General features: G+C 67.0%; 21 protein-coding genes and 1 other RNA gene. 10 read left to right on the forward strand and 12 right to left on the reverse strand.

What is annotated here, in order from left to right:
* Positions 1 to 48 precede the first annotated feature (48 nt).
* From C5B90_RS13845 to C5B90_RS13855, 3 genes are all read left to right on the forward strand, one after another.
* Positions 49 to 1,827: a nitrite/sulfite reductase gene (locus C5B90_RS13845; protein ID WP_115882292.1), complete on the forward strand. Its 1,779-nt coding sequence runs from the start codon at positions 49 to 51 to the stop codon at positions 1,825 to 1,827.
* A 128-nt stretch (positions 1,828 to 1,955) separates the two neighbouring features.
* Positions 1,956 to 2,240 carry a DUF6360 family protein gene (locus tag C5B90_RS13850; RefSeq protein ID WP_115882293.1) on the forward strand — a complete coding sequence of 95 codons (285 nt, stop codon included), beginning with the start codon at positions 1,956 to 1,958 and terminating at the stop codon, positions 2,238 to 2,240.
* A gap of 319 nt (positions 2,241 to 2,559) precedes the next feature.
* Positions 2,560 to 3,480, forward strand: coding sequence for a DMT family transporter (locus tag C5B90_RS13855; RefSeq protein WP_115882294.1), 921 nt, complete (start codon positions 2,560 to 2,562; stop codon positions 3,478 to 3,480).
* A 29-nt stretch (positions 3,481 to 3,509) separates the two neighbouring features.
* On the opposite strand, the gene C5B90_RS13860 is transcribed toward C5B90_RS13855, so the two are convergent.
* On the reverse strand, positions 3,510 to 4,457 hold the full coding sequence (locus C5B90_RS13860; protein WP_115882295.1) for a DMT family transporter: 948 nt from the start codon (positions 4,455 to 4,457) through the stop codon (positions 3,510 to 3,512).
* Between the two features lie 202 nt (positions 4,458 to 4,659).
* Between C5B90_RS13860 and C5B90_RS13865 the strand changes: the two genes are divergently transcribed.
* Together C5B90_RS13865 and C5B90_RS13870 are read left to right on the forward strand one after the other, a co-directional pair.
* The gene (locus tag C5B90_RS13865; RefSeq protein WP_058566265.1) at positions 4,660 to 5,148 is read left to right on the forward strand and encodes an Lrp/AsnC family transcriptional regulator; all 489 of its coding nucleotides are present in this window, start codon (positions 4,660 to 4,662) and stop codon (positions 5,146 to 5,148) included.
* Positions 5,149 to 5,192: 44 nt separating this feature from the next.
* Positions 5,193 to 5,468 (forward strand): hypothetical protein, encoded by a 276-nt coding sequence (locus tag C5B90_RS13870; RefSeq protein ID WP_115882296.1) that lies wholly within the window; start codon positions 5,193 to 5,195, stop codon positions 5,466 to 5,468.
* 16 nt (positions 5,469 to 5,484) lie between these two features.
* On the opposite strand, the gene C5B90_RS13875 is transcribed toward C5B90_RS13870, so the two are convergent.
* A complete protein-coding gene (locus tag C5B90_RS13875; RefSeq protein ID WP_115882297.1) occupies positions 5,485 to 7,596 on the reverse strand; it encodes a PAS domain S-box protein in 2,112 nt (703 codons plus the stop codon).
* A gap of 238 nt (positions 7,597 to 7,834) precedes the next feature.
* Between C5B90_RS13875 and C5B90_RS13880 the strand changes: the two genes are divergently transcribed.
* Both C5B90_RS13880 and C5B90_RS20885 read left to right on the forward strand, forming a co-directional pair.
* Complete coding sequence (locus C5B90_RS13880; RefSeq protein ID WP_115882548.1) at positions 7,835 to 8,218, forward strand: SHOCT domain-containing protein; 384 nt, start codon at positions 7,835 to 7,837, stop codon at positions 8,216 to 8,218.
* 173 nt (positions 8,219 to 8,391) lie between these two features.
* Entirely contained in the window at positions 8,392 to 8,532 is a 141-nt protein-coding gene (locus C5B90_RS20885; protein WP_199517497.1) for a hypothetical protein, read from the forward strand.
* Between the two features lie 39 nt (positions 8,533 to 8,571).
* On the opposite strand, the gene C5B90_RS13885 is transcribed toward C5B90_RS20885, so the two are convergent.
* Positions 8,572 to 9,804: an MBL fold metallo-hydrolase gene (locus C5B90_RS13885; protein ID WP_115882550.1), complete on the reverse strand. Its 1,233-nt coding sequence runs from the start codon at positions 9,802 to 9,804 to the stop codon at positions 8,572 to 8,574.
* A gap of 94 nt (positions 9,805 to 9,898) precedes the next feature.
* Between C5B90_RS13885 and C5B90_RS13890 the strand changes: the two genes are divergently transcribed.
* Positions 9,899 to 10,309 carry a hypothetical protein gene (locus tag C5B90_RS13890; protein ID WP_199517498.1) on the forward strand — a complete coding sequence of 137 codons (411 nt, stop codon included), beginning with the start codon at positions 9,899 to 9,901 and terminating at the stop codon, positions 10,307 to 10,309.
* Positions 10,310 to 10,390: 81 nt separating this feature from the next.
* Here the strand turns inward: C5B90_RS13890 and C5B90_RS13895 are convergent, their stop codons facing one another.
* From C5B90_RS13895 to rnpB, 4 genes are all read right to left on the reverse strand, one after another.
* Positions 10,391 to 11,623 carry a digeranylgeranylglycerophospholipid reductase gene (locus C5B90_RS13895; protein WP_115882298.1) on the reverse strand — a complete coding sequence of 411 codons (1,233 nt, stop codon included), beginning with the start codon at positions 11,621 to 11,623 and terminating at the stop codon, positions 10,391 to 10,393.
* Between the two features lie 237 nt (positions 11,624 to 11,860).
* Positions 11,861 to 12,172 carry a hypothetical protein gene (locus C5B90_RS13900; RefSeq protein ID WP_115882554.1) on the reverse strand — a complete coding sequence of 104 codons (312 nt, stop codon included), beginning with the start codon at positions 12,170 to 12,172 and terminating at the stop codon, positions 11,861 to 11,863.
* A gap of 108 nt (positions 12,173 to 12,280) precedes the next feature.
* Positions 12,281 to 13,387 carry a matrixin gene (locus tag C5B90_RS13905; protein ID WP_115882299.1) on the reverse strand — a complete coding sequence of 369 codons (1,107 nt, stop codon included), beginning with the start codon at positions 13,385 to 13,387 and terminating at the stop codon, positions 12,281 to 12,283.
* 85 nt (positions 13,388 to 13,472) lie between these two features.
* Positions 13,473 to 13,900, reverse strand: an RNA gene (rnpB, locus tag C5B90_RS13910) — RNase P RNA component.
* A 150-nt stretch (positions 13,901 to 14,050) separates the two neighbouring features.
* On the opposite strand from rnpB, the gene C5B90_RS13915 reads away from it, so the two are divergent.
* Positions 14,051 to 14,653, forward strand: a complete 603-nt coding sequence (locus C5B90_RS13915) for a TIGR00296 family protein (RefSeq protein ID WP_004976452.1) — start codon at positions 14,051 to 14,053, stop codon at positions 14,651 to 14,653.
* Positions 14,654 to 14,741: 88 nt separating this feature from the next.
* Here C5B90_RS13915 and C5B90_RS13920 read toward each other — a convergent pair whose 3' ends face one another.
* From C5B90_RS13920 to C5B90_RS13935, 4 genes are all read right to left on the reverse strand, one after another.
* Positions 14,742 to 15,899, reverse strand: coding sequence for a nicotinate phosphoribosyltransferase (locus C5B90_RS13920; RefSeq protein WP_115882300.1), 1,158 nt, complete (start codon positions 15,897 to 15,899; stop codon positions 14,742 to 14,744).
* Positions 15,900 to 16,014: 115 nt separating this feature from the next.
* Positions 16,015 to 17,445, reverse strand: a complete 1,431-nt coding sequence (locus C5B90_RS13925; RefSeq protein WP_115882301.1) for an Hvo_1808 family surface protein — start codon at positions 17,443 to 17,445, stop codon at positions 16,015 to 16,017.
* Positions 17,446 to 17,491: 46 nt separating this feature from the next.
* Positions 17,492 to 17,926: a hypothetical protein gene (locus C5B90_RS13930; protein WP_115882556.1), complete on the reverse strand. Its 435-nt coding sequence runs from the start codon at positions 17,924 to 17,926 to the stop codon at positions 17,492 to 17,494.
* An 88-nt stretch (positions 17,927 to 18,014) separates the two neighbouring features.
* Positions 18,015 to 19,460 carry an Hvo_1808 family surface protein gene (locus C5B90_RS13935; protein ID WP_115882302.1) on the reverse strand — a complete coding sequence of 482 codons (1,446 nt, stop codon included), beginning with the start codon at positions 19,458 to 19,460 and terminating at the stop codon, positions 18,015 to 18,017.
* 99 nt (positions 19,461 to 19,559) lie between these two features.
* On the opposite strand from C5B90_RS13935, the gene C5B90_RS13940 reads away from it, so the two are divergent.
* On the forward strand, positions 19,560 to 20,132 hold the full coding sequence (locus C5B90_RS13940; RefSeq protein WP_115882303.1) for a cysteine hydrolase family protein: 573 nt from the start codon (positions 19,560 to 19,562) through the stop codon (positions 20,130 to 20,132).
* Positions 20,133 to 20,222: 90 nt separating this feature from the next.
* On the opposite strand, the gene C5B90_RS13945 is transcribed toward C5B90_RS13940, so the two are convergent.
* Entirely contained in the window at positions 20,223 to 20,708 is a 486-nt protein-coding gene (locus C5B90_RS13945) for a PaaI family thioesterase (RefSeq protein ID WP_008096600.1), read from the reverse strand.
* Between the last annotated feature and the right edge of the window lie 78 nt (positions 20,709 to 20,786).

Below are 20,786 nucleotides of genomic sequence, written 5' to 3' on the forward strand. Positions count from 1 at the left end.
CGGTACGCTCGGGGCCTTACGTGGGCACGTATATGGACATTCATACGAATGCCCACGGACGTCGAACGCTGGAAGTCGGAGGTCTACGGTAACGAGATACGAGAGCACCTGCTCGAATTCGCCGAGCAGGGCTGGGACACCATCCCGGAAGACGAGCGAGACGCCTGGTTCGAGCGCTTCAAATGGTGGGGTCTGTACCACCAGCGCAACGGCCAAGAGTCGTACTTCATGATGCGCATCGGGACGCCGAACGGCGTGCTGACGCCCGGCCAGACCGAAGTCGTCGCGGAGGTCGCCGACGAGTACGCCCGCGGCCCCGCCGAGAACCCCATCTTCGGCAACGGCTACGTCGACTGGACGACCCGCCAGTCGATTCAGCTCCACTGGATCAAACTGGAGGACATCCCGGAAATCTTCGAGAAGCTCGAATCGGTCGGCCTCTCGACGCAACAGGCCTGTGGTGACTCGTGGCGGAACATCGTCGGCTGTCCCGTCGCCGGCAAGGACAAACACGAGCACGTCGACGCGCTCCCCGTCGCGATGGAGCTCAACGAGACGTTCAAAGGCAACGACGACCACTCGAACCTCCCGCGGAAGTGGAAGGTCTCTGTCACCGGCTGCCGCGAAGGCTGCGGACAGGGCGACATCAACGACCTCGCGCTCGAACCCGCGACCAAGGAGATAGACGGCGAGGAGACGAAGGGCTTCAACATCCGCATCGGCGGCGGCCTCTCGCGTAACGAGCCGCGACTCGCCCGCGACATCGACGTGTTCGTGACGCCCGAGCAGGCGGCCGAGGTCTCGGGAGCCATCTCCGCGCTGTTCCGCGAGAACGGCGACCGCGACAACCGCTACAACGCCCGCATCAAGTTCCTGATGGACGAGTGGGGCGCGGAGAAGTTCCGCAACGTCCTCCAAGAGGAGTTCGTCGACTTCGAACTGGAGACCGCCGGCGACGACCTGCGCTCGGAGTACTCCTACAACTCCGGCTACGCCGACGGTGGCCACTCCGACCACGTCGGCATCCACGAGCAGGCCGACGGCAACTACTACGTCGGACTCGACGTCCTCGTCGGCCGCATGGGCGTCGACGACACGAAGGAACTCGCCCGCGTCGCCGACGAGTACGGCTCCGGCGAGGTTCGCATCACGCAGCGCCAGAACGTCATCATCACCGACGTTCCCGAGGAGAAGCTCGACGCGCTGCAGGACGAGGACCTCCTCGACCACTACTCGCCCGACCCGCACCCGTTCATGCGCGGCTCCATCGCCTGTACGGGCACCGAGTTCTGTTCGCTCTCCATCGTGGAGACGAAGAACCGGCAGGTCCGCTACGCCCGCTGGCTCAAGGAGAACGTCGAACTCCCCGCCGGCGTCGAGGACTTCCACATCCACCTCTCGGGCTGTACGGCCTCCTGCGCGCAGCCGCAGATTGCCGATATCAGCCTCCGCGGCATGAAGACCCGCAAGGACGGCGAGCCGGTCGAGGCGCTCGACATCGGCCTCGGCGGCGGCCTCGGCGAGAACCCGAACTTCGCCGAGTGGGTCACCCAGCGCGTCCCCGTCGACGAGGTGCCGGGTGCCATCAAGAACCTGCTCGCGAACTTCGAGGAGCGCCGCGAGGGCGACGAGACGTTCCGCGAGTTCGTCGCCCGGACGGACGAGGAGGACCTCGCCGAACTGGTCGAACCCGAAGAGACCAGCTACGAGGACCCGATGATGCACAACACGAAGCGCACGTGGTACCCCTACGCCGAAGACGACTCGATGGACGCGAGTCCCGCGCCGACCCACGGCGACGGCACGCCCATCACGAGCGACGACTGAGCCGACCGTTTCCGGCTGGTGACCGACCGCGACCGCCGCGTTCGTCGTCACCTCCGGACACTTGCCCGCGTCGGTGACGACTCGCCGCCGCGCTACCTATTTACGACGACACCATACACTACTCACAGATGCCAGACCGAATCCTGAAGGTCAACGCCTACACGACGCTGGATCTCGTCGACGCGTCGGCGACGGGTCACGACTTCGAGGAGTCGGCGTTCGCGGTGTGTAACGTCACCTCGCCGCGGAAGCACCCCGACGAGATTACCCTCGAACTCGAACTCGACTGGACGCAACTCGACGCGCTCACGCCGCACGCGGACAAACTGACGCTGTCCCCCGAGGAGGCCCGGAAGCTCGCGGCCGACCTCGAAAAACACGCCGACCGCGTCGAAGCCGAACAGCAAGACTGACCGCCGCCTTCCGATTTTCGACGACGTTCGACGGCCCCCGAGCGGCGCGGCCGGCCGTGTAATCGCGCCGTTCTGTGACAACACCACCCATGACAACTTCTAACCCAGTTTAGTCAACGAATCGTGGCAAACAGTGACTCGAACTGCGTATTCGTCCTGCAACGAGACCAATCGTTAGACATATGCCTTCGGAAGTCGCAGGATGTGTTGTGATACAGACGACGCCTCTACGCCGTCCACGCACCGAGCGTCGACCGCATTCCACCTCCCGCGCTCACCCGGCGAATCGAACGCCGGCCACAGCGCGGGGGGTGGTGGCGTGAGCCGTCACCGGACTCTCGTCCTCTTCGTCGCGGCCGCGGTGCTGTTCGGCACCTCCTTCGTCGGTATCAAGGCCGCCATCGGCTCGGTCCCACCGGTGCTGTTCGCCGCCTTCCGCGTCGACGTCGCCGCCGTCGTCCTCCTGACGCTCGTCGCCGTCCGCGGCGGCTACTGGCTCCCGCGGACCCGCGCCGACGCGCTCGGCATCCTCGCCAGCGCCGCGTTCGTCCTCGGGGCGAACAACGTGTTCCTCTTCCTCGGCCAGCAACACGCGACGACCGGCGCGGCGGCCGTCATGTACAGCATCATGCCCGTCGCCTCCCCGGTGTTCGCCGTCCTGCTCCTCGACGACGCGCGCATCTCGGCTGTCGACGCCGCCGGCATCCTGCTCGGACTCGTCGGCGTCGTCGTCATCGTCGGCCCCGAGAGCGTCCTCGGCGGCGGGAGCGTCGGACAGGCGCTCATCGTCTGTTCGGCGCTGTCGGTCGCCTTCGGGACCGTCCTGCTCAAGCGCGTCGGGCCGTCCATCGGGACGCTCCCGCAGACCGCGTGGGCGATGGCGGCCGCCGCCGTCGGCATCCACGCCGCCAGCCTCGGTCTCGGCGAGTCGGTCGCGCAGGTCGCGTGGTCGCCGGAGCTCGTCGCCGCGATTCTCTACGTCGGCATGCCCGCGACCGCCGCGGCCTACCCGGTCTACTTCGCGCTCCTCGCGGAGGCCGGTCCCGTCCGCGGCAACCTCGTCGCCTACGCGATGCCGGTCGTCGCCACCGTCACCGGATGGGCGTTCCTCGGCGAGTCCGTCTCGCCGGCGACCGTCCTCGGCTTCGGGGTCATCCTCTCCGGATTCCTCCTCGTCCAGCGCGACAGCGTGGCTCGGGTGGTCGGACTCCGGGGAAGCGTCCCCGCGGAAGCTGAATAAGAGAACAGAACTCGAAGCGCGGACCGACTTCAGGCCGCAACCCGTCGTCGGACCGCGACGGCGACCGACACCAGCGTCTCCTTTTTCATCGCCGCGAAGCCGAAGAAGATGGCTCCGAAGCCGACGAGCGCCGTCGTGTCGATGACGTGGCCGAGGAGCGCCCAGCTCATGAGCGCCGCGACCACGGGTTCGACGTAGCCGATGAGGTTGAGTTCGGTCGGCCCGAGGCGGTCCAGAAGCTCGAAGTAGAGGAGGAACGCTACCGCGCCGGAGACGAGCGTCAGGTAGAGGAACGACGCGATACCGGCAGGGGCGAACTCGATAGTGGAAAGCGACTCGCCGCGGACGAGTGCCCAGCCGTGAAGCAGGACACCGCCACCGAGCATCGACCACGCCTGCATCGACTGGACCGGGAGGTCACTCCGGAGCGGGCGGGTAAGGACCGCGCCGAGAGCGAACGACACCGCCGCGAGGAAGATGAGGACGATGCCGAGTCCCTGCGCCGACCCGGACGACCCCGAGAACGCCGAGACCGGGTCGGCGACGAGCACGGCACCGGCGAACCCGGCGAACAGGCCAAGCGTCCCGGTCTTCCCCAGCGACCCCTCGGTGAGGATGGCCGAGGCGAAGACCGCCGTCAAGATGGGCGAGAGGCTGATGATGATAGAGGCCACCGCGCCGGGGACGTGTTCCTGTCCGAGGTAGAGCAGGCCGTGGTAGGCGGCGATGATGAACACCGCGCCGATGGCCGTCGCGAGCAGTTCGTCTCTGGTCTCGGGTCGCCAGCGGTCGGTGGAGTAGCAGGCGTACGCCAGCATCACGAGCCCCGCGAGTTCGTAGCGGAGCGCAGCGAAAGAGAGGGTCGGGAAGAACTCCAAGCCGACCTCGATGGCGACGAACGAGGTGCCCCACATCGCCGCGAGCGCGACGAAAAGCAGGGGCGTCGTCGGAATGTTTCTCCAAGTGGTTCGCGTCATGGTCGAATCTGTTTCAGTTCTCAGAGACGTGTGTTGTTAAAGCCTTCTACAAGAGATTTGATTTGAGTTGAATTTTAAACTTAATATACTCAGATTTGCTGTAGGAAATCCTCTATAATTCGTGATAGTTCGAGAGCGCGAGAGAGGTGGCGAAAACGGCGGACAGAACAAGGACTTACGTCACCGACCGCAACGAGAGGGTATGGACGAACGCGACGTGCGCCTGTTGAAGGCCATCGCGGACCTCGGGACGGGCAGTCCCGAGAAGCTACACGAAGAGACAGACATCCCGGTCTCGACCATCCACTACCGCCTGAACAACCTGAAGGACGACGGCGTCATCGAGAACGACCTCTACGACATCGACTTAGAGGCGTTCGGACTCGGCGTCACCGTGGTCGTGGAAGTGCTGGCGGACTACAGCGGGTCGTACGAGGAAGTCGGAAACAAACTGCTGGAGATAGAGGGCGTCACGCAGCTCTACTTCACGATGGGTGAGACGGACTTCATCGTCGTCGCCCATCTCGCGGACTCCGACCGCGTGGAGCGCCTCATCAGCGACTTCGAGGCGACGCCGGAGGTCGAGCGGACGAACTCGACGTTCGTCATCTCCGCGATGCGCGACAGCCACCGGGCGCTCCAGAGCTACACGCTGGAGACGCTCCTCGACGAGTTGGGTATCGAGGACTGAGAACCGAGCGGGGACGTATCACGGTTCCGCACGTACACTCGACCATGGCAAACGAGGTGCGGACGTGGTTGGTCGAACGGACCTACTCGGACGACGAACAGAACATCATCATCCTCGTGTACGCGACCACCGACGGAACGCGCTACCACCGCAAAGAGCGCTCGCTGACGAGTTTCGAGTCCGACGTGCGCGACACCTACGCCGCCATCGACGTACCCGAGGACGAACTGGGCCGCGTCTCCGACGAGGAGACGAAGGCGGCGTACGCGGCCGCCGCGACCGAGATGGCCGAGTCCCACGAGCCGACCGACACGGTCTGAGAGCGTCGCGGTCGGCTCAGTCCGCCGACGCGAGCGGGAGCGAGACGACGACGACCGTACCCGTGGGTTCGTTGTCCTCGAAGTGGACCTCGCCGCCGAACGAGTCGACCAACTGGTGGACGAGATAGAGCCCGAGGCCGGTACCGGTGCTTTCGAGCCCCTTTTCGCCCTTCCCGAAGACGACCGACTTCCGTGCGTCGGGGATACCCGAACCGTCGTCGGCGATACGAATGACCGCCATGTCGGCGTCGTCGTCCACGGTCGCCGAGACGGTGACGACGGTGCTGCCGTCGTTGTGCTGGACGGCGTTGTTGAAGAGGTTGCCGAGCACCGACGCGATGAGCGGGTTCGCGCGCACCGCCACGTCCGGAACCTCGCCGTCGACCTCGAACGTCGCGTTCGGGAACGCCTCGCGGCGGACCGCGAGTTCGCGCTCGACGGCGTTCACGAGCGACATCGGGCGCGTCTCGACGCCGCCGCCGCTCATCGTCTCCATCAGGTCGCGGGCGACCTCGGTTATCTCGATAGTGTGGCGTCCCGTCGAGAGGATGCGCGAGAGAATGTCCGCGCCCTCTCCGTCGACGTGTTCTCGGAGTAGCTCCGCCCAGCCGACGACGACGGCCATGTCGTTGCGGATGTCGTGGCGGACGATTCGGTTGAGCGCCTCCAGTTCGGCGTTCGTCCGTTCGAGTTCGCGCTCTCGGGAGCGGCGGGCGGTCACGTCTTGTATCGTCCCTCTGAGCGCCGCCACCCGGCCGTCGCGGATGACCGGTTCGCCCCGCGTGCGGACCCACAGCTCTGACCCCTCGGCGGTGACCAGTCGGAACTCGTCTTCCCACGGGACGCCCTCGGACCGACAGCGGTCCACCAGCTCGCGGACCCGGTCTCGCTCCTCGGAGGCGTAGAACTCGATGGCGTCGTCGACGTCCGGCTCGTAGTCGAGCGGCACCTCGTGGATGCGCTTCGTCTGGTCAGTCCACGCCAGCGTGTCGGTCACGAGGTCGAGTTCCCAGCCGCCGACCTTCGAGATGCGCTGGGTGCGTTCCAGGAAGTCGCGGTTCCGTTCGAGTTCGTCCTCTCGGGCCTTCTGGTCGGAGAGGCTCTGGAAGACGATGACGTTCCGGTCGCCTTCCAGAGACGTGATGGAGAACCGGACCGGAACGAGGTCGCCGTCGTCGGGCCGGCGAATCGCCACCTCGCCTTGCCACTTGCCGTCGGCTTCGAGCGCGGGTGGAATCGTCCGCCGCAGGCGTTCGAGTTCCGACTCGTCGTGGAGGTGTCCCCAGCCCGTCCCGAGCATCGACTCGGGGTCCGGGCAGCCGCAGATGTCGGCCGCGGTCTGGTTGACGTACACGTGTCGGTCGTCCTCGGTGATGGTGACGCCGGCGTCGACGGCGTCGACCGCGCCCTTGAACGCCTCGAGTTCGCGTTCGCGGCGGCGCTCTTCGGTTACGTCCTCGACCGTCGAGATGAGTCGGTCCCGCCCCGAAATCTCGGCGACGGTGAGGCTGACGCGAATCCAGATGGTGTCGCCCGACGCGTTCTCGATGGGCCACGTGAAGGCGTGCTCGCCCTCCTCGCGGGCGGTCTCGACCTCGTCGAGGGCGCGGTCGGCGTCGTAGCCGGGAACGTCCGCCGTGACGTGAGCGGGGGTCGTGTCGATGACCGACGCCCGGTCGATGCCGAGAATGTTCAGGTAGTGTTGGTTGATGTCGACGAGTTCGAGCGTTTCGAGGTTGCGAACCGCGAGGCCGACGTTGACGGCCTCGAAGAGCGCGCGATGGTCGAGCGACCCGACGGTGTTACGGGCGGCGTCGTAGACGACGTGCCCGAGGTTGTCGAGGTCGTGTTCGTCGGGGGTCGACCGCTCGAACGAGACGAGCGGCACGCCGTCGTCGCGGAGCTTCGAGACGAGCGGTCGGCCCTCCGAGTCGGTGACTTCGGTTGAGACGACGAGACAGTCGATGCGACTTCGTTCGAGCACCGCGTGAACCGCGTCGAGGCTGTCGGCAGTCGAGACGCGGACCTCGGTCGTGGCGTCGCCGACCGAATCGGGAAGTTCGGTCGCGAGACGCTCGCGAACGGCGGCGTCCCCGCTGACGACGAGGACGTTCAGCCGACCAGGCATACCGGCGAAAGGACAGCGAGGTTCAAGTATGAACCGGCAGTTGTCGGCGGAAAATCACGACTGATCGGGGGAGTGAACGCTGCGCCCCCGCGTCGAAGATTCCAAAGTTAGGGCGACGCAAAGCGGCGGAATGGAAGCTTTTCCGGCAGCGGAGCCGAAGAATCGAAGCGACAATCGACCTAAACGTGGAGTGCGTACTGTCACCTGTGAGGCGGACGCCACCGCCTCGGTGAACACCATGACGACGACAAACGACTCGACGCGACTCGCGGGCATCGTCCTGCTCGCGCTGGCCGCGCTGTTCGCGCTTCCCGTCCTCTTCGGGATGGCCGGGCTCGGCGGCGGGATGCCGATGGGATGGGGCGGCGGCTGGATGCACGACACGTGGATGCACGGCGGGACCGGTGGGACCGTCCCGTGGTGGATGTGGGGGATGGGACTGTTCGGTCAACTGCTCGTCCTCGCGGTCGTCGTCGGCGGCGGCGTCCTCCTGTTCCGCGCCCTGCGCGACGGGGACGACGGAGACGACGACGCGCTCGACGAACTCCGCCGGGCCTACGCCCGCGGCGACATCGACGACGAGGAGTTCGACCGTCGCCGCGAGCGACTCGAACGCGACTGACGCGTCGGAACTCGAGACAGTCGCCTCGTTGCAGGCGAAATGAAGGGGTTCCGGTCGAATGAAGCAGTGACGGTCGGGGAGCGGTCGCGGGGAGTCGCTCGCTCGCCGACCCCGTCGGAGAGAGTGCGCACGCTGACCGCAACGACTATGATTGTTTAGGCCAACCTAAAACCATGAGTTCGGATTCATCCGGTGGGGCGCTCGGCTCGTTCCTCGGTCGCTTTCGGTCGCGGCGAACGCGACTTCGCGTGTCCGCGTGCGTCGCCGCGAGCCGGTCGATAGAAGTCCCGGAGACGGACGACGAACGCGCCTGAGTCCGGTGACTCGTGGGGCGACGTCGGCCGCCGCGCGCTTCAGACCTCGACCGTCGTTCCGATTTCTGGAGCCGCGGCCTCGTAGCCGTCGGCGCGGAGTTCCTCGGCGAACGCCGCACAGCGGTCGCCGTGGTTGACGAACACCGGGGCGTCGCGGTAGTCGTCGAGGAACGATAAGAGCCCGTGTCGGTCGGCGTGGGCGGAGAAGTCGTACATCTCGGCGCGGGCGGCCACCGGGACGACGCCGCCGTTGAGTTCGCACCGGCCGCGTTCGACCAGTTCCCTGCCCGGCGTCCCCTCGACCTGATAGCCGGTGAGACAGATTTTGTTCGTCGGGTCGCCCCGAATCTCGGGAATGTACGTCATCGCCGGGCCGCCCGAGAGCATCCCGCTCGTCGTCACGATAACCGAGTTCTGTCGGGCGATGCGCTTTCGCTGGCCGTCCCTGCCCGAGACGATTCGGGCGTTCGATTTCGCCCGCTTGAGCGCCGCCGCGTCGCGGACGTAGTCGGGGTGGTTTCTGAGCATCTGCAGCACGCGCGTCCCCATGCCGTCGACGTAGCAGTCGATGTCGTGGGCGTCGAGCACCATGAGAAGCTCCTGCGTCCGGCCGATGGCGAACGCGGGGACGACGACGGTGCCGCCCTCCCAGACGGTCGTCCGCACCGACTCCACGAAGCGCTCTTCGACGGTCGCGCGGTCGTCGTGTTCCACGTCGGAGTAGGTGGACTCACAGATGACCACGTCGGCGTCCGGGCGGTCGGTCGTGCCCGAGACCAACCGCTGGTCGTCGGTGTGGAAGTCGGCGGTGTAGAGCAGGCGGGTCTCGCCGTCGTCGACGAGGACGTGGGCGCTCCCGGGGATGTGGCCCGCGTTGTAGAACGTGACCTCGTGGCCGGCGGCCTCGAACGCCTCCCCGTAGTCGTGGTGTTCCGACTGCTGGGTCATCCGCCGGACGTGTGTCTCGGTGAACGGGCAGTTGTAGCTCCCGCCGTGGAGTTTGAGCGTGTCGCGCGCGAGCGTCCGAGCGAGTTCGTCGGTCGGCGGCGTCCAATGGACCGCCGGCCAGTCGTCGCCCGAGAGAAGCGAGGGGACCGTCCCGACGTGGTCGAGGTGGCCGTGCGAGACGACGACGGCGTCGGGGTCAACGGAGCCGACGGGGAACTGCGGAGGGTTCCCGGTCAACATCCCGTAATCGAGCAGCAGCGAGTCGTTGACGAGAATCGCGCTGCGCCCGACTTCCTCGGCCCCGCCGAGGAACTGGAGTTTCATTGCCGGCAGTACCGACCGGAGGGGCTTTTGCTCGTCGGTCCCGCCGGACTCGCGGGACTCGACGCTTTTTACGCCAGCCGCCGTCTCCCGAGGCGTGACCGGTTCCGACTCCAAACCCGACCGCGGTGGCGACGACCCCGAATCCGACGCCGAGGCCGACCCCGAACCCGAGACCGAAACCGACCGCGACGACCTCGACCGACTGGTGGCGACGCTCCACGACCGACTCGCCGCGACGGCGACGCGGCCCGTCCGCGAGGACGCGAGTCGGTGGCTCGGCGAGGCAGAGGCCGTCGCGGGCGACCTCGCGGTCGGCCCGCTCCCGGACGACGAGGTGGTCCGGACGCGACTCGGCCACGTCGAACACCTGCTGTCGAACGTCGACGAAACCGAAGACGAGGCGGCCGACGAACACGTCGCGTCGGCGCGGGCGGCGCTGGCCGACGCGCTGGCGATGCTCGGCGACGACGGCGGGGAGCGCGACGAGCACGACGAAAGCGAGTGAGCGACGGAGAGAAGAGAGACTGAATCGAGACGAGAGACGAGAGTCGTGGGGACCGGGAGGGATGCCCGTTCCGTCCGGTGGTTAGTTCGAGAACCAATCCCTCGCGGTCGAGGCGAGGATAGAGAGATCTTCGAACTTGAGCATGCGGAACATGGCGAGCGGACTGCCGCCGTTCGCGGCGTCCAACTGCTCGTTGGGGAGGCGGTGGAGGTCTTCGAGCAGTTTGTCGTAGCGCTCGTTCGAGGCGCGGTAGAGCATCTCCGTCATGAACAGGCGGTTTTTGACTTTCGGCGCGACACGCTCGTGCCACAACTGGTCGTAGATGGCGAGTTCGGACGCTGAGGTGTCGCGCTCGGAGTTCGTGAGCGCGCGGTCGGCGGTCGCGGCCGCGGCCCGACCCGAGCGCATGCACTTGTCGATGCCCTCGCCCCACAGCGGGTCGACGGTCGGGACCGTGTCGCCGATAGCCATGAAGTTGTCCGTGCTCATGCGACCCGGAAGTTGGATGTGCGCGGAACCGCGGTGCTGTTTGCCCTCGAGGCGCTCCGCGTTCGCGAAGCGCGGGTCGGTGTCGAGCCAGTACTGGAGGTAGTCGTCGATGGTGTAGCCCGACTTGGCGTTGTGACGGTGTCCCTCGTTTTGGATGTAGCAGACGCCGACCTTCGCGGTGTCGCCGCCGGTGTGGAATATCCACGAGTAGCCGCCGGGCGCGATGTCGTGGTCGAGTCGGAGCATCATCGCGTCCGTGAGGTCGCCGTAGCCCTCGGGCGCGAGGTCCATGCCCTCGAACTCGAACTCGATGCCGATAGCCTGCTTTTGTCGGTCGAGGTCGCACACGCCGAGCGCCTTGGCGAGCGGCGCGCTCGGGCCCGTGGCGTCGATGACGATGTCGGCGTACACCTCTTTGTCGCCGTTGTACCGGACGCCGACGATTTCGCCGCCCTCCATGATTGGCTTGGAGACGCGCGCGTCGAAACGGTACTCCGCGCCGTCGGCTTCCGCCTCGTCGACGAGCCAGTTCTTGAAGTCCGCGAACTCGAGGACCGCACCGGGTTGGTGCCGGTGGTAATAGTCGTTCGGGGACTCCAAGACAACGTCGTCGGTGAAGTTCATCACGACCTTGTCGGGGATGTTGAACGAGGCCATCGCCGACGGGAACGTCCCGGCGGTCGATTTGTTACTCCTGGAGGGGAACTCGTCTTCGGACTCGGTTTCGAGGACGCACACGTCGTAGCCTCGGGCGGCGAGGTCTCGTGCCGCCTGTCCACCTGCAGGGCCCGCGCCTGCGATAATCACGTCGTAGTTGTCTGTCATTGTAGAGTAGGCATCACCGGTAGGTTGGTCGTACGCGTTACACACCCTTTCTGTAACAAGCGTGTAATCTGCTTTGGTTTTGAACGGTCGGAGCGGCGGGGACGTTCGGCGGATTCCGACCGCTCAGGGGCGACAGATACATCGGAGAGACGACGGGCGAGGGAGGGTGCGACGCGTCACTCAACGGGGAGAGAGACGGCGGCTACGTAGCCACAGAGCGTCGCGTGGAGGCGGGGGTCAGGCTTTCGGGATACGGCGGACTTGGAACTCGCGGTAGCCGCCGTAGGCGGCTTCGAGCGCCCCGAGCCACCAGTTCCAGCGCGTCGCGGGGCCGCCCTCTGGCGCGTCGCGCATGTTCCGCACGATTTCGTCGCCCGTGAGCGCCGCGCCGCGGTCGGCTTCGGCCTGCCCCGAGTCGGCGAGGTCGCGGGCCTGCCGCGCGACGACCCGGCGCTCCGCGTCCGTGCCCCCGAACTCGGCGAGCGCGTCGCGGAACGACTCCTCGTCGAAGGCGGGGTGGGCGTCACCGTGCCTGTCGGTGGGAATCACGACCGTGTCTACGGGGGCCGTACCAAAGAAGGACTCGGCCGATTCGAACGGACGATAACCGCCGTTTTCGGCGCGAACCACGCCGGTACGGCCGGCACGGTGACCGCGCTACGTCCACCACTCGCTTCGGCGCTCGTTGTACGTCGCGTTCCGGAACGGTTCTGGCTTTTCGTCGTCGGCCTCCGCGCCGAGGTAGTGTGCGGTCCAGTAGCCGACGTGCCAGCCGACGGCCTCGGTGTCGAGGTCGACGAGGATGACCCGGTAGCTTCCATACGTCTCTAACGCGTCGTCCCCGTCCGGGTCGTAGCCGCTGACGGCGGCACAGGAGACCGCACCCGGGGCGCACGGCGAGGAGTCCGCAAAGGAGATGCGAACCTCGGCGTCCGCCGGGTCGTCCACGTAGGTGTAGGTGAGGTTGTCGGGCATCCCCGGCGCGCCGTCGACGAAGTAATCGAGGGCGTGACGGATCTGCTCGCGGGCCGCGTCGGGGTCCGAGGCGTTCGCGTCGTCGACGTAGACCGTGAAGTTCGGGTCGTCCCACGGGAACGCCTTCTCGGTCGCGTTCGTCCGCGGGGGCGTGTAGAGGATGCCCGTGGCGTTCATCAGGGCTACGGGCTCATCGCCGTGGGCGAGACCGAGCGTGTGGCCCAGTTCGTGTTCGATGATTTCGACCGTCGAGTCGTCGCTGAACCCGGTTCGGATGTAGACGGTCTCGGGGCGGTCAATCTGCCGAGCGTCGGTGATGTACGGCGCGCAGCCGACCGCGTCGGCCTGTCCGCTACACTCGGGGATGGTGTCGGAAAAGCGGACCACCATGTCCGGGTCGCGGGCGTCGGCGTCGACCTCGTAGTCGACCTCGTAGCCGAGGTAGCGCGCGTCGTTCGCCTCCCAGAACGTCGTCGCCTCAGTCACGAGCGCGGCGTAGTCGCGGTCGGCATTGGCGGCCTCGACGGCGACGACGACCGGCTCGGAGCCCCACGGGCCGTAGCCGGAGGCGGGCGTGAACGTCTCTGTCGGCTCGGGCGTCGGCGACGCGGTCGGCGTGGCAGTCGCGGTCGCTGGCGGCGACGTAGTCGAGGCTGCGGGCGGCGGCGTTTCGGTGGTCGTGGCGGACGGAGCGGTCGTCGAAGTCGTCGCGTCGTCTCCCGGCGACACCGGCGCGGCACAGCCGGCGAGGACGACGAGCGCCGCGACGAGGAGGGTCAAACCGCGCATACCGAGACTGCGGTGGCGAACGGTCAAGAGCGTTTCCCGACGGCGCGAATCGACCGATGGTGCGGCCGCTCGGGCGTTCGAAAGCGGCTGAGAGGAGTAAGCCCCCTTCTGTTCGTCCCAGCATTCGGCTCAGCGTCCGCGTCCTTCTCGGGGCGAGCCCCGAGGGCACGACGGGCGAACCCGACGCGCCGTCCGAACTACCTTCGCGGCGCGGACTTGCACCGGTGAGGATTCGCCGTTCCATCCGTTCTCGACCGTCAGAGATGGCGACGCCATCTCGCTCCCTCTGCGGGTTAACTCCCTTCCCTTACGGGTCGGTTCGCACGCGGCCATGATGGCCACGCCGGCGACGGCGGAGCCGTCGCGCGCGCATCATCGGTCAAGTCGAGCGGTCTCGTTTCTGTTCCAGCGCCAGCCGTCTCCGACTCCGGGCTTGCGCCCGGTCACCTGTCCGGACGGTGGGGGGACTTTCCTCATGCCCGTCTCGGGCACGGGAACTGGGCTCTCTCTGCCGACCTACCCTAGTCCAGTCGGTCGGATAAGCGGTTCGATTAACGGGGTCATACACGGGTTTAGTCACCCGTTATGTGGCACGTAATCTACATAACAAGTGGATAACATTCGAGGGAAGCGTTGAAGTCACCACAGAACTTGAATAATAATATGTCCGAGGCGCAGACCGTACACCTCACCTACGAGGATGGGGCGCGGGCGGTCGAACTAGCGCGGGAATCGGTCGAATCGTACGTTCTTCATGGACAGAGAGAGCAACCGGGCAGCATGCGCGACGCATTTTACGCCCGAACCGGGGCGTTTGTCCGCATCAAGTCGACACGTGGGCGCGGTCGACTTCGGGGCTGTGCGGGCGCATATCGGGGGAAAGACCAACTCGGTCACGCCATCGTCGACGCGGCCATCAAGGCCGCGTCGGGCGATTCGTGCCAAACCGAAATCGAAGCACCCGAACTCCCGAATCTGAACATCTCTGTTTGTATCGTCAACAATTACACGCTGACTAACGACCCAGTCGCCGACATCGAACTCGGTACCCACGGGGTCGCCATCGACGCCGGCGGCACCCACGGCTGGATGTACCCGACGCTGCCTATCGAACTCGGCTGGTCGAAAGAGGAGTTCCTCACGAACGCCTGCCGCAAGGCCGGCCTGTCACCGCTGGCGTGGCAGGACGACGACACCATGATTACCCTGTTCGAAGGGCAGGTCTTCCGCGAGCGCGACGACGGCGGGAGCGTCGAAGCGCTGTAAGTCGTCGCGGCGACGACGCGGCTCCTTGGGGGGAGAACCTAACTGGCGAGCGACGGCCCCGAGCGTCGCCGCAAAACGAGAACGCGTCTTACTCGTCGCCGAACCCGACCAACTTTGCGTCTTCTCTGGCCCGCGTCGCGGCCGCGTCGATGTCGAAGTCGAACGCCGAGACGACCTCACCGTCGCGGATGAGCGGTTCGAGGAGCGCCTCACCGTCGGTCGGGCCGGGTCGCCCGCGAAGGCCGACGTGGTGGCCGCCGTCGGCCGTGCGGTAGACCTCTTTGACGCCCGAGAGCTTGCCCCGCTTGGCCGCGGGTTCGCCGTTTACCTCGACGATGTCGAGCGCGAAGTCCACCGGGTTGGCGTTCGAGATGTAGCCGCCGACGCCGAACCCCTCGACCACGTCGCGGAGGTGCCGGAGTTCGGCCGGACCGAGGCCGCCGCTCACGAAGATGCCCACGTCCTCGTGGCCGCGGGCGTCGAGTTCCCAGCGGACCTCGCGGACGATGTGGCGGAAGTCGCCGCGGCGCGAGGAGGTGGTGTCGAGGCGGACGCTGTCGAGGTCGTCGCCGAGTGTCTCGACCGCCTGCAGGACTTCCTCGGTCTCGTCGCCGTAGGTGTCACAGAGGGCGACTCGCGGCACGTCCTCGGCGACGGCCTCGTCGAAGGCGCGGAACGCCTCGGCCTGATTGCCGCGCCCGAAGGCGATGAGGAGCGCGTGGGGCATCGTCCCCGACGCCTCCTTCCCGAGAATCTCGCCGGCGGCGACGTGCGAGAAGCCGTCGAGGCCGGCGACGAGGGCGCTCCGCTCGACCATCGCGGCGATGGAGGGGTGGACGTGCCGCGCGCCGAACGAGAGGACGGTCGAGTCGGGAGCCGCCGAGCGGGCTTCGAGGGCGGCCGTCGCACAGCCCGACGCGTGCGAGAGGAAGCCCAGAAGCGAGGTTTCGAGCCGGGCGAATTCGAGGTAGTCGCCCTCGATTCGCATCACGGGGCCGCCGTCGAACAGCAGGCCCTCGGGCATGGCGTCGACGTCGATATCGCGGCCGGAGAGCAGTTCCGCGGCGTCTTTCACGCCGGCGAACAGCTCGAAGTCGCCGTCGGGGAACTGGTCGGCCGTCACCTCGGCGACGACGCGGGGGTTTTTGCCCGCGTGTCGGAGGGTCGCCTCGGTCCGCTCGAAGTAGGCGTCGGTCGCGACGCCCTCGCGGATGGCCTCGGAACCGACGATATCGAAGTCACTCATTGGCGCGGATTCCACCCGGCCGATGAAAAAGGTGTATAATCGGTCACGTGCGTCGAAGAGGAATTTTCTTCGACGAATCGGAGCGACAGCTCACCACGGTTCCGGGCCGCTGGGTTCACTCCCGACCGTGAACCTCGTCTAACTGTTCCACCGTCGGCGCGTTGACGATGGTGACGGTGTCACCGTCTCTCGTCACGCGATAGGCGTCCGCGAAGGGGCCGTCGTCGACGCGGTAGGTGTTCTCGCCCGCGTACGACCCGCCGAGGCGGATCCTCAGCGTGTAGGTCACGTAGGTTCGCTCGAACTGCTCGGCGTCAGCCTCGGTGTCCCAGACCGTTCGCCAGACGTAACCGCGCTCGTGGAGGTTCGCCTCGTAGCTCTCGTCCGACGCCGGGCGGTAGGGAACCACCGCATCGCCGGCCCAGCCCTCGGAGGGACCGGCCGTGTAGTTGTACGGCGAGTACGCCCCAGTGCTCCGCTGGAGGTTGCTCCGGTCGATGGCGCGGTGCTTCCAGAACGTGGCGAAGATGGACGCCTCGCCGACCGTGTCGGCGACGGGGTCGGTGTCGTAGCGCGTCCACGCGGCCGACGAGCGGTCTTCGACCGTCACCTCGACGGGGCGCTCGTCGGGGTACCGCTTCGGGTGGAGTATCTGCTCGGTCGAGGCGGGACGGTCGGCGTAGGCGTCGTCGACGGCCGCCCAGCCGCCGCGCTCGCGCAGGTCCGAGACGAACGTCGGACCCTCGCTGTAGGGCGCGTAGATGGTGAGGAACACGGGATAGTCGAACGAACCGCTTCCCGACCCGTTTCCGGAGGGCCGGGGGACGCAGTCCCACTCGGTCTCACAGCGCTCTTCGTACAGCCGGTCGACGTACCGGGCGTCGCCTTCGACCAGTCCGTTCTCGGCGAGTTGGGCGTCCTGCGTCGGCGGCGAGCCGTCCAGCCCGAAGTGCTGGTCCTGCAGGGCGTGGTGGAGTTCGTGGGCGAGCGTCCGCCGATCGATGGTCGGCTGGTCGTCGTCGCTCACGATGACGATTCGGTCCTCGGAGGGCGAGTAGTAGCCGAGCACCGCGCCGCCGTACAGTTCGTCGAACACCTCGTCGATGGTCCGGTCCTCGCCGACCAACAACAGCGCCTCCCACACCTGGTCGTTCCAGTCGCTGTGGACCGGGTCCGCGGGCTCGTCCGATTGGTTTCGGTACTCGGCGCGAGAGATGACTTCGACCGGCACGGACTCCTCGAACTCCAGTTCGCGGACGACCTCGACGCGGGCCATCGTCCGGGCGACGAACGCCTCGCGCTCGGTCGCGTTCAGGCCGTCGGACTGGTTGACCGCGATGGACTCGTTGTACCAGTAGCCAGCCTCCCAGCCCAGTCGGTCGGTCGGCGGGTCGGCGGGCCACGGCCAGTCGTCGGCCGGGGTCGCGGTCCCGTCCGCGCCATCCGGGTCGTCCCCCGCGGCGTTCGGGTCGGCGACGGGAGCGGCACAGCCGGCGACGACGAGGAGAAGGGCGGAGAGAACGGCGGCGAGGCGACGGCGATTCATAGCGGGTGCAGGGGTGGAAGACGAAAAAGCGTCTCGGCGTGGGGGGTCAACAGATTGCGACGACGGACGTGTACGTCTCGTTTTCGTACCGGACGTACGGTCGTTCCACCCAGAACTCGTAGGCGTCGGTCTGCTCGGGGAACGACGCCGCGCCGGCGCTCGCTGCGGAGTCTGACTCGCCGACTGCCGCGTCGAACTCCGCGCGCCGCTCTGTCGAGAGGTTCGCGTAGTCGAAGACGGTTGCGTCACCCGGGACCTCGTCCGCGGGGTCGACCGAAAGCGAGGCGTTGCAGTCGAAGTACCACTCGGTCTCCGTCGCGGTCGGCGAGTCGGTCGGTGTGAGTTCCGTCGTCGAAGTCGGCGTTTCCGTCGTCACCGACGGCGACTCACCCGGCGCGTCGGCAGTCGGGACGCCGACACAGCCGGAGAGGACGGCGAGCGCGGCGAGCGCCGCCAGCGGGAGGGTTCGAACGCGGGACATACCACGGTCGGCGTCGTCTCGCGGCAAGTGCTTTGTCACCGGGTGGGCGAAACAGGACGGGAAAATCAGAGCGAAACGCGGAGCCGACTTAGCCGGCGAGCCCCGGCCGAATCTCGTCCACGTCGGCGGGTGCCGGGCCGTTGACGATGACGACGCGGTCGCCGGTGCGGACGACACGGAAGGCGTCGTTGAATGAACCGTCCTCGATGACGTAGATGCCGTCGTCACGCTGGGTGGCGTCGTGGGCGCTGAGGATGTTCAGGTAGGCGTCGTGGAACTCCTGTGCGTCGCCGTCGGTGTCCCACTCGGTCACCCAGACGTAGCCGTACTCGGTCTCCGCGCCGGCCTCGTTACGGTAGGGGAACAGGCGGTCGTTCGCCCAGCCGTTCGACGGCGCGGCGTCGTAGTTGTACGTGTCGTACTCCGAGGTCGTGTCGAGGATGGACTGGACGCGGACGGTCTCCGCGCCAGACGTGCGGGCCTGGTACCAGAACATCGAGAACATCGACGCTTCGCCGACCGTGTCGGAGCCCTCGACGCCCTGACCGGGGAAGGTGGTCCAGCCGTTCGTCCCCTCGTCGGCGAAGGAGATGGGACGGGGCGACTCGTCGGTCACGTGGATGGTCTGTTCGGAGGACACCGGCGGGTTGCGCAGGGCGTCGTTGACGGCCTCCCAGCCGCCCTGTTCGTACAGGTCGTGGACGTAGACCGGGCCGTCGGAGTACGGCTGGTAGATGGTGAGGAGGATGCCGAGATTCGGGCCGCCGCCGCCCGACCCGCCGCCGGAGCCGCCCGCGGCGGGCGTGACGACGCAGTCCCACGTGCCGGCCGCGCACTGGTCGACGTACTGCTGTTCGACGTATCTGGCGTCGCCCTCGACGATGCCGTCGATGGCGAGGTCGCCGTCCTGCGTCTCGCCGCGGAAGCGGGCGTCGGTCAGGTCGAAGTGCTGGTCCTGCAGGGCGTGGACCAGTTCGTGGATGAGCGTGGTGTTGTCGATGGTCGGCTCGTCGGTCGAGCTGGTGACGATTTTAATCTCGTCGGCGGACGGCGAGTAGAAGCCGAGGACCGAACTGCCGGTCGTCTCGGAGATGGCGCTCGCGCTTCCGGTCGATTCACCGGTGATAAAGAGTGCCTCCCACACCTGGTCGTTCCAGCGGTTGAACTCGGAGTCTGCCGACCCCGAGTTGTTGGCGCTGTCGCGCCGGTAGTCTGCGCGGGAGATGACGTTCACGGGGACGCGCTCGTCGAACTCCAACTGCCGGAGGTGTTCGACGCGGGCCATCCCGCGGGCGACGTACGCATCCATCTCGGAGTCGTTGAGGCCGTCGGACTGGTCGACGGCGATTGGCTCGTCGTACCAGTAGCCGTCCTCCCAGCCGAGCACGTCCTGGTCGGGGTCGGCGAATCCTTCTCTGTCCGGGTCGGGCGTCGCGGGTTGCGCGTCGCCGCCCGGCGCGGCCGTGGGCGCGGCACAGCCGGCGAGAACCAAGAGTACGGCGGCGAAAACGGCGCGGAGACCGGTCGTTCGCATATCGTATCCTTGGGCTCCGAAGTGAAGTACCTTGTCGGGTTCGGGCCTCGAATCGAACCGGCGCGTACTGTTTTGGTCGTCCCGGCGCAACTCACGCACATGGCACTCGACCCGAACCGAACCGCGGTGGTCGTCGTGGACATGCAGAACGGCTTTTGCCACCCCGACGGGAGCCTGTTCGCGCCGGGGAGCGAATCCGCAATCGGCCCCGTCGCGGGCCTCGTCGACGCCGCCCGCGACGCCGGCGCACGCGTCGTCTATACCCGCGACGTGCACCCGCCAGAGCAGTTCGACGGCAACCACTACTACGACGAGTTCGAGCGCTGGGGCGAACACGTCATCGAAGGGACGTGGGATGCCGACCTCCACGGCGACCTCGACGTCCGCGACGAAGACCTCGTCGTCGAGAAGCACACCTACGACGCATTCTACCAGACGCAACTGGAGGGGTGGCTCGACAGCCACGGCGTGGACGATCTGCTCATCTGCGGAACGCTGGCGAACGTCTGCGTCCTCCACACCGCCGGGAGCGCCGGACTACGCGACTACCGGCCGATTCTCGTCACCGACGCGCTCGGCTACATCGAAGCGGAACACAAGGAGTACGCCGTCGACCACGCCGACTGGCTGTTCGGCGAGACGGCGACGCTCGCGGACGTGACGTTCGAGTAGGCCGGCGGTCCCGCCGGGCGCGAGCGGAGCCCTGACTCTGACTCCAACCCCGACTCCGACCCCGACGCGTGGAGCGCCTTCGGCCGCGTCTCACTCCCGAAAGAGCCGGTACGCGCCCTGTCCGGTGGCGACGGCGTCGTTCCAGTCGCTCGACGGCGACTGCCGGGCGGCCACGTCCGAGTCCTCTTCCGGGTCGGTGCTGACGACGGTGATAGTGCTCACGCCGACTGACCCGCCGGCGCGGACGACCTCAGCGACCGCGGTCAGGTCGCCCGACGCCCGCCGCAGGTAGTTCACGTTGAGGTTGATGGTGGCGACGCCGCCGGCGAGCGGGTCGTCGAGCATCGTCCGGAGGGCGATGCCGCCCGCGGTGTCGATGAGCGTCGCCGCGATGCCGCCGTGGATGGTCGGCGGCGACACGGTGTTAGTGAGCTTTTCGTCGTACGGGATGGTCATCACGATGCGGCCGCGCTCGATGGCGTCGACGCGGGTGTTGAGCCACGACAGGTAGCCGTGTTCGTCCTCGATGTGCCGCTGGACGATTGCCGCGGCCTCGGCGGGAAAGTCCTCGGTCATGTCACGAACGAGTGTGTCAAATGGCATGTAACCGACGGTCGGAGGCGGTCTCGTCGGACACCCGTCAGGTCGGTATCA

The organism is Haloferax sp. Atlit-12N (assembly GCF_003383095.1).
GTDB lineage: Archaea > Halobacteriota > Halobacteria > Halobacteriales > Haloferacaceae > Haloferax.

What these genes read in the sequence shown, in the direction of transcription:
- C5B90_RS13845 (WP_115882292.1), top strand. Translation starts at nt 49, where the DNA reads ATGCCCACGGACGTCGAACGCTGGAAGTCGGAGGTCTACGGTAACGAG.
- C5B90_RS13850 (WP_115882293.1), top strand. Translation starts at nt 1,956, where the DNA reads ATGCCAGACCGAATCCTGAAGGTCAACGCCTACACGACGCTGGATCTC.
- C5B90_RS13860 (WP_115882295.1), bottom strand. Translation starts at nt 4,457, where the DNA reads ATGACGCGAACCACTTGGAGAAACATTCCGACGACGCCCCTGCTTTTC.
- C5B90_RS13865 (WP_058566265.1), top strand. Translation starts at nt 4,660, where the DNA reads ATGGACGAACGCGACGTGCGCCTGTTGAAGGCCATCGCGGACCTCGGG.
- C5B90_RS13870 (WP_115882296.1), top strand. Translation starts at nt 5,193, where the DNA reads ATGGCAAACGAGGTGCGGACGTGGTTGGTCGAACGGACCTACTCGGAC.
- C5B90_RS13875 (WP_115882297.1), bottom strand. Translation starts at nt 7,596, where the DNA reads ATGCCTGGTCGGCTGAACGTCCTCGTCGTCAGCGGGGACGCCGCCGTT.
- C5B90_RS13880 (WP_115882548.1), top strand. Translation starts at nt 7,835, where the DNA reads ATGACGACGACAAACGACTCGACGCGACTCGCGGGCATCGTCCTGCTC.
- C5B90_RS20885 (WP_199517497.1), top strand. Translation starts at nt 8,392, where the DNA reads ATGAGTTCGGATTCATCCGGTGGGGCGCTCGGCTCGTTCCTCGGTCGC.
- C5B90_RS13885 (WP_115882550.1), bottom strand. Translation starts at nt 9,804, where the DNA reads ATGAAACTCCAGTTCCTCGGCGGGGCCGAGGAAGTCGGGCGCAGCGCG.
- C5B90_RS13895 (WP_115882298.1), bottom strand. Translation starts at nt 11,623, where the DNA reads ATGACAGACAACTACGACGTGATTATCGCAGGCGCGGGCCCTGCAGGT.
- C5B90_RS13905 (WP_115882299.1), bottom strand. Translation starts at nt 13,387, where the DNA reads ATGCGCGGTTTGACCCTCCTCGTCGCGGCGCTCGTCGTCCTCGCCGGC.
- C5B90_RS13915 (WP_004976452.1), top strand. Translation starts at nt 14,051, where the DNA reads ATGTCCGAGGCGCAGACCGTACACCTCACCTACGAGGATGGGGCGCGG.
- C5B90_RS13920 (WP_115882300.1), bottom strand. Translation starts at nt 15,899, where the DNA reads ATGAGTGACTTCGATATCGTCGGTTCCGAGGCCATCCGCGAGGGCGTC.
- C5B90_RS13925 (WP_115882301.1), bottom strand. Translation starts at nt 17,445, where the DNA reads ATGAATCGCCGTCGCCTCGCCGCCGTTCTCTCCGCCCTTCTCCTCGTC.
- C5B90_RS13930 (WP_115882556.1), bottom strand. Translation starts at nt 17,926, where the DNA reads ATGTCCCGCGTTCGAACCCTCCCGCTGGCGGCGCTCGCCGCGCTCGCC.
- C5B90_RS13935 (WP_115882302.1), bottom strand. Translation starts at nt 19,460, where the DNA reads ATGCGAACGACCGGTCTCCGCGCCGTTTTCGCCGCCGTACTCTTGGTT.
- C5B90_RS13940 (WP_115882303.1), top strand. Translation starts at nt 19,560, where the DNA reads ATGGCACTCGACCCGAACCGAACCGCGGTGGTCGTCGTGGACATGCAG.
- C5B90_RS13945 (WP_008096600.1), bottom strand. Translation starts at nt 20,708, where the DNA reads ATGACCGAGGACTTTCCCGCCGAGGCCGCGGCAATCGTCCAGCGGCAC.